The sequence below is a fragment of the Streptococcus parasanguinis genome, assembly GCF_016648855.1.
Lineage (GTDB): Bacteria > Bacillota > Bacilli > Lactobacillales > Streptococcaceae > Streptococcus > Streptococcus parasanguinis_L.
On record NZ_JACLQU010000005.1, the window covers coordinates 117,342 to 126,783 of the forward strand.

Below are 9,442 nucleotides of genomic sequence, written 5' to 3' on the forward strand. Positions count from 1 at the left end.
GCCGATGTGCTCAATGATGCTGATTGACTTGCTGATACAGAAGCTGATGCTGAAGCCGATGTGCTCAATGATGCTGATTGACTTGCTGATACAGAAGCTGATGCTGAAGCCGATGTGCTCAATGATGCTGATTGGCTTGCTGATACGCTTGCTGATTCTTGCGCTGATGTGCTCAACGATGCTGACTCAGATGCCGATACTGACGCTGATTCTGATGCTGATTCGCTTGCTGATTCTTGCGCCGACGTGCTCAATGACGATGACTCAGATGCTGATACCGATGCTGATTCCTGTACTGATTCAGACAATGATGTAGAAGCTTGTTCTGATACAGACTGTGAGTTAGATACAACTTCTGATAATGATTGTGAAGCTGATGTTGATGCTGATGCTGAATTTGAACCTGAATCTGATTGTGATTCCACTTTCAACTTATAGATATAAGTAACATTCTTCTCACCTGAAGCCACTTTACCAGTCGTATCATCATCACCTGTCCAGTGACCTTGGCTGTCAACTTGACCTACTGGGTAATTACCAGCTTCTACAAGTTCGTAAGTTTTACCTTCAAATTTAATTTCTTTAGGACGATTATCTACTACAGTATCATAATCCTTATCAAGTGGTTGATCTTGCTCATCAATAACAGATCCCATGATCGTATTTCCGTTAATATCTTTATAATGAACAAAGACACTTCCAACTTCTTCATAAACGTAAGTAATGGTTGATTTTGGTTTGTCAACTTTACCAGTAATAGGATCTGAAGATTTCAAATGACCGTTTTCATCAACACCTCCTACTGGGTAATCACCTTTAGGAACAATTTTATATGTCTTACCATCAGTTGTCTTGATGATATTTGGTTTTTCACCTTTTTCAGTTGTATCATATGGTGTGTCATATGGTGATTTAGGTGTATCTTGACGAGATTTTTGGATTTCGTTACCTTTCGTATCTACATAAGTGATAACAACTTCACCTTCTTTTGGTGTTTCTTTCACTTTATAGATATACGTTACATTTTTATCTTGTTTAGCAACTGAACCTTTAACATCATCTGAAGTTGTAAGGTGACCATCTGAGTCGACTTGACCAACAGTATATGTACCTGCTGGTACCAACTCATAAGTTTTACCGTTGTACTCAATTGTATTTGGACGGTTATCTACTACTGTGTCATATGCTTTGTTGATAGGTTGTTTATCTTCATCTGTTACTGAAGCTTTAATAGTTGTTCCTTCAGTATCTTTATAGTGAACGTAAACACTTCCTTTTTCGTCTGACTTAACAAAGTAATAATTTACATCAGTCGATGGTTGAATCGCAGTTGGAATTGAGTAGTTATTGGAGAATGATACATAACCCTTCAAATTAGAGTATACTTTACCATTTGGTGCTGTTGGGTCATTTGCAACAGATCCTTCTGCCTGAATTTCTGGGTTTTTCCCAGCAATAACATTATACTGATTATTGGCTGATGAGGCAGCTGTAAGAGAACGGTCAGGCGCTCCTTTAAATGGACGTGGATAAGTATGCATCGTTCCATCCATTTGTTTATATGTATCAGTCTCTGTAGTAGAGAACCAACCTGTGATAATTAATGCACGACTTCCAGCAGTTTCGTTAACTTCAATATAGTAGTCACCATTTTTGCTGTTTACTCTTGTAACTTTGGTTTCATCAGCTTCCCAAATTGAGTTAGCTTTATTTACTTTACTTGTATAAACAAGTGTGTACTTAGATACATCTTCAGTACCAATATCTGATGCTGTAAAATTGTTAACTTGTGATGGGTCAAGAGCGTAGAATTTCGTTACAGTCGAACCATTGGTATCAACGATTTCAGAAATACGTTTCACGTAGTAGTGGTTTGCTCCACCTTGAAGTTCGACCAATTTTTGGCCAACAACACCTTTACCAAGGATACCAGATGTTTTTTGAGTTGCGTCTGTTGTTGCTGGAACTTGTTCATACCCCTCAATATTACGGTTTCCTGAAGCTGTGAATTTTTGACCAGCAAGACCTGTTTGCGTATAGCTTGCAAGGTCTGTTTCATTTCCAGTTGGTGTATAAGTTTGTCCTTTTGTATACTTGCTGCTATCAACAAGTTTATAGTGTGTTGTTTGATCAACTTTAGCATAAGGAACAGAAGTTTGAATGTTCGGCTTATCTTCACCCTGGTTACCAGGATAGTTGATATCACGAATTTGCAGAGTTTCATATACATGCTGAGGGTTAACCAATGAGAAGGTCACATTCCCTGGATCTTTTCCGTTAGAAGCCGCATAAGTTAAGGTATTTGTTACATCAGAATTGTTGTTTGTGATGTAACTTGGAAGTGAAATATTGCTTTCCCCTGCATGAATAGTACGAGTATAAACTTCTGAACCATCCGATTTCTTCACGATACGCAAGTAAACATCTGGGTTAGCTGAGAGACTACCAGTGATGGCTGAACGGTCTACTGCAAGGGTAGCATAGTAATCAAAGTTTGTTTTCGCACCAGTAGATTGGTTTGTTTTAAGGAATTGCCATACACCAAAAGTCAAACGATCAGCATTTGGATCCAATGCATAACCAGCTGCGTTGAATTCAGGATCTTCAATCGTTGCACCATTTGCATTTGTAATAACTGGTGAAGTAGCTACACTACCAGTAGTGCTTGTTGAGATTGGTGCCAACTGTGCTGAAATTGCTGGAGCACCATTCACTGTTGTATTGCCAGTAAAGCCTGCTGCAGTCAAGGTTGCCATCATGTCATCTACTGACTTGCTCAAACGTTCGCGTTGGTCTGCGTATGCTTGCGCTGATGCATTAGCATTGACCAAGCTGTTGCTTGCTGTCAATTCTGTTTGAACTTTAGCGATGGCAGCATCAAGTGCTGCTTTCTTTTCTGGAGCTGAAACAGTTGCTGAGTAGTCTCCTGCAATCTTGTTCAACAATGCTGCTTCTGAAGTGTTTTGTTCCAAAACAACTTTATCTTCAGCTTTCGCTACTGTTGTAGTGCTTTCTACACTTGCTTCAGAGCCAGCTGCTACAGTTGATTCGCTTGAAGCTGCTGAAAGTTCTGCTGAACCTTGTTCGCTCAATGAAGCTGAGTGAGATACAGATACGCTTGTAGAGGTTGAAGCACTTGCAGATGCAGAAGCGCTAGCTGATTCTGTTGTTGACTCAGTTGTTGATTCTGTTGTTGATTCAGACTGAGATTCAGTTGTTGAAGTTGTACCAAGTACCGTACTTCCTTGTTCTACAAGAGCTTCACTTGAAAGCTCAGATGCAGTCGCAACATCTGATCCAGTTTCATCTGCTTTTGCAGTGTTCGCTACTGTAGCTGCACCAAGAACAGCCCCAGCTGCTACGATCCCTTTGAGCAAGCCACGGCTTGTCATTTCTTTCACTGATACTGCGTCTTCACGCACTTCAGCTACAACAGTCTCTTCGACTTGACCACGAATGACTTTCAAAAGACCAAAGTTAGAAGTCGCTGCTCGCAACCAGTTTTTACCTGACTTGATCAATTTGAAACGAGTCACTCGATCCGTTTCACGGAATTCACCGTTCGAACGTTTAAAAAACATTTCTGTCTCCTTATTACATTTTTTATTTCCCTTACATTATAGACTAATCTGTCGATTTTTGGAAGCAATTATCCTTAATTATTGCTATTTTTTTATAATTTTTGTTTTAGATAGTAATAAAATCGTTTTCAGTAGGATCAATTTGTCAAACCGGGGCAATTTTTTGAAAAAATCCTATAATACTTTTACTTTAGAGGTAAAACAAAAAGCCCCATTTAATAGGGACTTTTCTGATAATTATCTGATTTTTTCCAACATACTTTCAATGTGTTGGATGGATTTTTCGCGTCCAAGTAAATAGATGGTATCTGGCAATTCAGGACCATGCATTTCACCTGAAACGGCAATACGGATTGGCATAAAGAGATTCTTCCCTTTGATCCCAGTTTCTTTTTGAACCGCTTTGATTTGTGGGAAGATATTTTCTGCCACAAACTCATCGTCTGACATGGCTTCAAGTTTTGCCTTGAAGGCTTCAAGTACAGTTGGCACTGTTTCACCAGCCATGACTTCTTTCTCTGCTTCTGTCAATTCTGGGAAATCTGAGAAGAAGAGGTCTGTCAATGGAACGATTTCATCCACTGACTTCATTTGTGGTTTGTAGAGTTCCACCAATTTCTCAGCCTTGTCTGTCAAACGTCCTGCTTCTTCGAGGAATGGTTTGGCCATTTCAAAGATGGTCGCAAGATCCGCATTCTTGATATACTCATTGCTCATCCAGTCCATTTTCTTTTGGTCGAAAGCAGCTGGAGACTTGCTGAGGCGATTTTCATCAAAGAGCTTGATCAGTTCTTCGCGAGAGAAGATTTCGTCTTCCCCACCAGGGTTCCAACCAAGAAGAGCGATAAAGTTAAAGACTGCTTCTGGAAGGTAACCTTTCTTCCGGTAATCTTCGATGAACTGAAGGGTATTGGTATCCCGTTTAGACAACTTCTTACCAGTTTCAGAGTTGATGATCAAGGTCATGTGACCGAACTCTGGTGCTTCCCATCCAAGCGCTTCATAGACCATGAGTTGTTTTGGAGTGTTGGCGATGTGGTCATCTCCACGGATAACGTGAGAGATTTGCATATCGTGGTCATCGATCACAACGGCAAAGTTATAAGTTGGATAGCCATCTTTCTTTTGGATGACCCAGTCACCACCGATATTGCCACCTTCAAACTCGATATCGCCTTTGACCATATCATGCCATTTGTAGATACCTGACTCATTCACCGCCAAACGAACCGTCGGGATGATGCCCGCTGCTTCACGTTCTGCAACGTAAGCTGCTTTTTCTTCTTCGCTCATCCCAAGGTATTCGTTGATGTAGCGAGGTGTTTCACCTGCTGCTTCTTGGCGTTCACGTTCAGCCGCTAACTCTTCTTCAGTGACGTAAGATTTGTAAGCTTTTCCTTCCGCCAAGAGTTGGTCGATGTATTTTTGATAAAGTGGTAGCCGTTCTGATTGGCGGTAGTTTTCATGCGTCTCAGGACTTTCATCCCAGTCCATTCCCAACCAACGAAGGTTTTCGAGCTGTGAACGTTCTCCGTCTTCGACGTGACGTTTGCGGTCTGTATCCTCGATACGGATGATAAAGGTTCCACCATGGTGACGCGCATACAAGTAGTTAAACAATGCTGTACGAGCATTTCCGATGTGTAGTAGCCCTGTTGGACTTGGTGCATAACGCACACGAATATCTTTTGCCATATTTCTCTCCTCTTATCTTGTTCGCTATTTCTAGCTCATTTTTCAATCGTTCCTATTATACCACAAAGAAAGCAGGACTGAAATGAATAAGTGACCTTTCTAGCCTTTCTTCCTATGTATAGGAAAAAAGCCAGAACAAATGCTCTGACTGATATCCAATCTATTGGTATCTTATTAAACGAACACGGGCTGCGGATTGTGTCAAAAAGATGAATCCTCCTAGAATCTCTCGGATTCTGCGTCGAATTCCCTATTTTGACTGTATCCGCTACGCCCTTTGTATCTTATTTTAACCGTTCTTCTAATTCAAAGTCGATTGGTAGGGTTTGTAAAAAGTGCTCCAACTCACGTTCCCAGTAGAACCATTCGTGCTTACCTGGGCTGTGGGTATAGGTGACATCCAAACCTAACTTTTCTAGTTCCTTGACTTCAAAATTATTGGCCTCATAGAGGAAATCCTGCTCCCCACACCAGATCCAGAGTTTGGTCTTCTTATCTGAAAACTTCTTGGCAGCAGTCTCTAGCGAATAGGGACTGGTCGTCCAATCCTCAATCTCTCCAAAGATCCCCTTCCAAAAAGCCGGTTGCTCCAAGTCATTGTTTTCAAAGTCCCGATCGTGGAAACTCAGAGCGCCGGAAAAGCTAGCCGCACGAGAGAAACGATTGGTCTTGAGAGCCAAGAGCATCGATCCATAGCCACCCATGGATAGACCAGCAATAAAGGTCTTCTCCCGTTTCTTGGTCATATTAGGGAAGAAGCGAGAAAGAGTCTCTGGCAATTCCTCCGCAATGGCTGTGTAGTAGTTGTAACCATACTGGGTATCTGTGTAAAAACCATTATTGGTATTAGGTAGGACCACGATCAGATTGGTATTGCGCAAAATGCGCTCCACATTGGTTCGCTTCAACCAAGAGTGGTGGTTGCCATTCATCCCGTGTAAGAGATAAAGGACTGGAATATCCGTATCCGCTGGATCTTCCACGCGCGATGCATCAGGATAAAGGACGGACACGCCCCACTCCATCTTCAAGGCTTCTGAATAATACTCAATCTGCATAACTGCCATTTGATTTCCTCTTTCTACTGTTAAAAACACTCGGCAAGCCTCGGGCCGCCAAGCGTTTCCATTTCTTCTATTATTTCACTTCCATCACGACTGGTAGGATGGCTGGACGGCGTTTGGTTTGTTCAAATAAGAACTTAGACAAGTTGTCGCGTACCAAACCTTTTAACTCACCCCAGTCAAAGCTATCTTGATTCAAATAATCTTCGACGCTTTGGTTGACCAATTCGCAACTTTCACGAAGAATATCCCGACTTTTCTTGACATAGACAAAACCACGGGTGTGCACGCGCGCTTTGGAAATAATTTTCTTCTCTTTGCGATTCACCGTGATCGCCACGATAAAGATACCGTCTTCTGACAAGACCTTGCGGTCACGAAGGACAATATTGCCCACATCACCAATGGCATTCCCATCGATCATGACATCTCCTGCTGAGACGCTACCGGCAGGAACGAAGTCACCTTTTTCATACTCCATTACCGTTCCGCGTTTTGGAATAAAGATGTTTTCAGGCAAGATACCGACTTCCATCGCTACTCGCGCATGGGCATCCAATTCGCGGTATTCCCCTTGGATCGGGAAGAGGTATTTAGGACGAAGAAGGTTGATCATCAACTGCAAGTCCCGTGCGTTTCCGTGACCAGACACGCGCAAGCTAGACGTGATCAATTTGACAACTCCACCTGCTTGGTAGACCATGTTTTCTACACGAGCTACCACTGCTTCTTTGGCAATCGATGGCGTTGTAACGATGTAGACCAAGTCTCCATCTTTGATTTCCACATAGCGGTGACGACCAATCGACATCTTGCGCAAGCCGTTGATCGGCTCACCCATCCGGCCTGTTTCCAAAATGATCAATTCATGATCCTCGAAACGGCTCATTTCTTTTGGCTTGATCAAGAGTTTTTCGTTGGCAAGAGACAATTTGTTCAAGCGAATAGCTGTGCGGACGATGTTTTCCACATCAAACCCTGTCAAGACCACCCGACGGCCAGTCTCAGCCGCAGCATCAAAGACCTGCTGGATCCGAGAAAGGTTGCTGGCTACCGCCGCTACGATGACACGACCATCCCAGTCTGCAATCGTATCTAAGATAGCATCGCCCACTTCTTGCTCACTGGCAACTTGAATCTTGCTATCCGCATTGGCTGAATCACTCAAGAGGGCAAGCACACCTTCGCGTCCAATCTCAGCTAGGCGAGCAAAGTCTGTCGCGTACGACTCGCTGGCAGTTTGGTCAAATTTAAAGTCTCCTGTATAGACGATATTGCCCTCAGGAGTGCCAATCACAATCCCGATACTTTCAGGGATGGAGTGGGTTGTTTGAAAGAAAGAGACGACGGCATCACCAAAATCAATCTCAGAATTCTGATCGATGACATGGAAGTCATTAAATTTCTTCACACTGTCATTGCTTTTTACAAAGAGTTTAGCCAACTCAATGGTCAACTCTGTCCCGAATACAGGGACTTTCGCTTCCGCCAAAAGATAAGGCAAGGCCCCAATGGCATCCGCGTGACCATGGGTCAAGAAAACACCCGCAATGCGGTCCTTGTTTTCAAATAGATAATCCATGTTGGGGATAACGACATCCACCCCAAGTTGCTCATTTTCTGGATACTTCAAACCTGCATCCAAGACAAAAATCGAATCGTTCACTTCGGCAACGTAGAGATTTTTCCCATTTTCTCGAACACCGCCAAGAGTGACTAATTTAATACTACTCACTGTTGTCTCCTTTAGTGTGATTATTTTAATACTTACGGTCCTTGGTCGCCCAAGTCGAATTACAGCTTTGCAAATACTTGCATATCCACTCTATTATACAATTTTTTTCTCTTTTTTTCAAAAAGCTTTCCACAGCAAAAAAGTCCTCTCATCTGAAGTAGATGAGAGGACTTCTAGGCGCCTATTTTTAGGGGGAAAAGACCCTAAAGATGGTAATCTCCCCGTTTATTTTCAATGATCCGCATGGCTGCCTTGATCACATGAAACTTGCCTAATAATTCCTCTAGGCGCTTACTATTTCGCTCGCTCAATTGGCCGTTCTTGACCGCTTGGGACAGGCGATAAAAATCATCCAAGTCCTCCCCAATGTTTTCAAACAGCTCTTTGGCTTCCTTGAGTCGGTAGCGATTGACTAGGTGGTTCACATCTTTTTTGAAGGAAGCGACATTGTTTTCGTGAATGTCCGTATAGGCTTCCTCTTCTTCCTTAGATTCTTGGTAATTAACCGCCTTAAAGCAAGTGATGAACTCCCGACTTTTGATATTGCAAACAAAGATGACGCCATCACTGGCTACATAGGCTTCTGTGTTGGCGGGTTGAACCACATTACTATCATAAGGAGAGAGGGAGGAGAGGTGTTGGTTGATCCACTTATTCAAGTGCTGATCATCTACGCCAAAGCGCTCAAAAGCTCTCTGCCGAAAATGGTCCCGACAACTATATTCTTGCGCATACGACAATCCCATACTCTCACCTCCTCCTGAGTATCTTATAAAAATGGCCTCCAGTCTTACGGGACTAGAGGCCTGGTCTGCTTCACTGACTTGGTGCAATTAACCTTTTGGCTAACAAAACAATGTTTATGATGTTGATTTCATTTAATAGTATTTGTGTAAAATACCAGAGGTTTTCTTTGCTATCCCAAATCCAAATGATTAGTTTTCGACTGGACGCATTGAAGTTTGAAAACCTTTACAAAAAGCTTCTACCTACTATTTCCACGTTTTCTTATGTCTCCGGACAAACTAAGCAGGTTTGCCCGACCGTCCAACCGATCCGACACACACGACATGACTGCTCTTTTACGATAAGAGCATGAACAACTATCAGCAAAACAGGCCTAAAACGAAGTAACCTAAATTTCAACTCGATAAGGCATTGGTATCAATCCCTTCTTCATCTTTCTAACTATATTATACTCAGCCACCTAAGTAATTGCAAGCGATTCCGCTGAAACTAGTTCCTAATTTTATGCGGTTTTATAGATGATTTAAGAAAAAGAAAAGAGGATGGGACAAAAGTCCTAGCCTCTCAATTATTTTTGGATTGTCGAGCAAGACGCAGTGGTTGAGTGGGCTCTACTACGC

5 protein-coding genes are annotated in these 9,442 nt (G+C 42.5%); all 5 read right to left on the reverse strand.

The window, feature by feature from the left end:
* Nucleotides 1–3,581 (reverse strand): accessory Sec-dependent serine-rich glycoprotein adhesin (locus tag H7T92_RS04885; protein ID WP_201037234.1); only part of this gene is annotated, 3,581 nt, incomplete at its 3' end.
* Nucleotides 3,582–3,818: 237 nt separating this feature from the next.
* Nucleotides 3,819–5,276, reverse strand: coding sequence for a glutamate--tRNA ligase (gltX, locus tag H7T92_RS04890; protein WP_201037235.1), 1,458 nt, complete (start codon nucleotides 5,274–5,276; stop codon nucleotides 3,819–3,821).
* Between the two features lie 284 nt (nucleotides 5,277–5,560).
* Entirely contained in the window at nucleotides 5,561–6,343 is a 783-nt protein-coding gene (locus tag H7T92_RS04895) for an alpha/beta hydrolase (protein ID WP_070449436.1), read from the reverse strand.
* Between the two features lie 70 nt (nucleotides 6,344–6,413).
* Nucleotides 6,414–8,075, reverse strand: coding sequence for a ribonuclease J (locus H7T92_RS04900; protein WP_201037236.1), 1,662 nt, complete (start codon nucleotides 8,073–8,075; stop codon nucleotides 6,414–6,416).
* A gap of 203 nt (nucleotides 8,076–8,278) precedes the next feature.
* Nucleotides 8,279–8,821, reverse strand: coding sequence for a hypothetical protein (locus tag H7T92_RS04905; RefSeq protein ID WP_049473337.1), 543 nt, complete (start codon nucleotides 8,819–8,821; stop codon nucleotides 8,279–8,281).
* Nucleotides 8,822–9,442 lie beyond the last annotated feature (621 nt).

What these genes read in the sequence shown, in the direction of transcription:
- gltX (WP_201037235.1), bottom strand. Translation starts at nt 5,276, where the DNA reads ATGGCAAAAGATATTCGTGTGCGTTATGCACCAAGTCCAACAGGGCTA.
- H7T92_RS04895 (WP_070449436.1), bottom strand. Translation starts at nt 6,343, where the DNA reads ATGGCAGTTATGCAGATTGAGTATTATTCAGAAGCCTTGAAGATGGAG.
- H7T92_RS04905 (WP_049473337.1), bottom strand. Translation starts at nt 8,821, where the DNA reads ATGGGATTGTCGTATGCGCAAGAATATAGTTGTCGGGACCATTTTCGG.